Source organism: Pseudomonas sp. FSL W7-0098, from assembly GCF_005930585.1.
GTDB lineage: Bacteria > Pseudomonadota > Gammaproteobacteria > Pseudomonadales > Pseudomonadaceae > Aquipseudomonas > Aquipseudomonas bubulae.
Genome location: NZ_RXHW01000024.1, coordinates 1 through 421 on the forward strand (window position 1 = coordinate 1; position 421 = coordinate 421).

At 34.0% G+C, this 421-nt stretch carries 1 protein-coding gene; it reads right to left on the reverse strand.

Annotated elements, in window-relative coordinates; genetic code table 11:
• Window positions 1–190: 190 nt before the first annotated feature.
• Window positions 191–421 (reverse strand): hypothetical protein (locus FHL07_RS23885; protein WP_238705582.1); only part of this gene is annotated, 231 nt, incomplete at its 5' end.

The window sequence follows — 421 nt, forward strand, 5'->3', positions numbered from 1 at the left end:
AACAGGCGCTTATCGTGTTTATACGCAGTCGAATTATAATATTGGTTTAGTCATGCATTTATTAAACCATTCAAGCGAAGCCATGACTTTAACATATCTTGGATTAGATCAAGCTAGTCGAGAAACGATGTTAGACCAAATTGATTTTGGGTAATGAATGTTTAGAACTTAGTAGTCGTCCAAAAAACGACTACTTTTTTAGTTGAATCGTCCAAGGACGATTCAATGCTTTTGACTTGTAAGAACAGGATTGAATGAAGCCATACTGTTCGCATATTTTTAGTGGATGAACAAACAAAATACGAGAGATTTTTTGTTCGTTCATCCATGGTTTTAGAAAAAAGAGGGACGATTTCGGAAGAAGAAAATCGTCTCTTTTTTTTTCTTCTTTTTGTATGACAAAAAGAAAGATTTTTTGCCC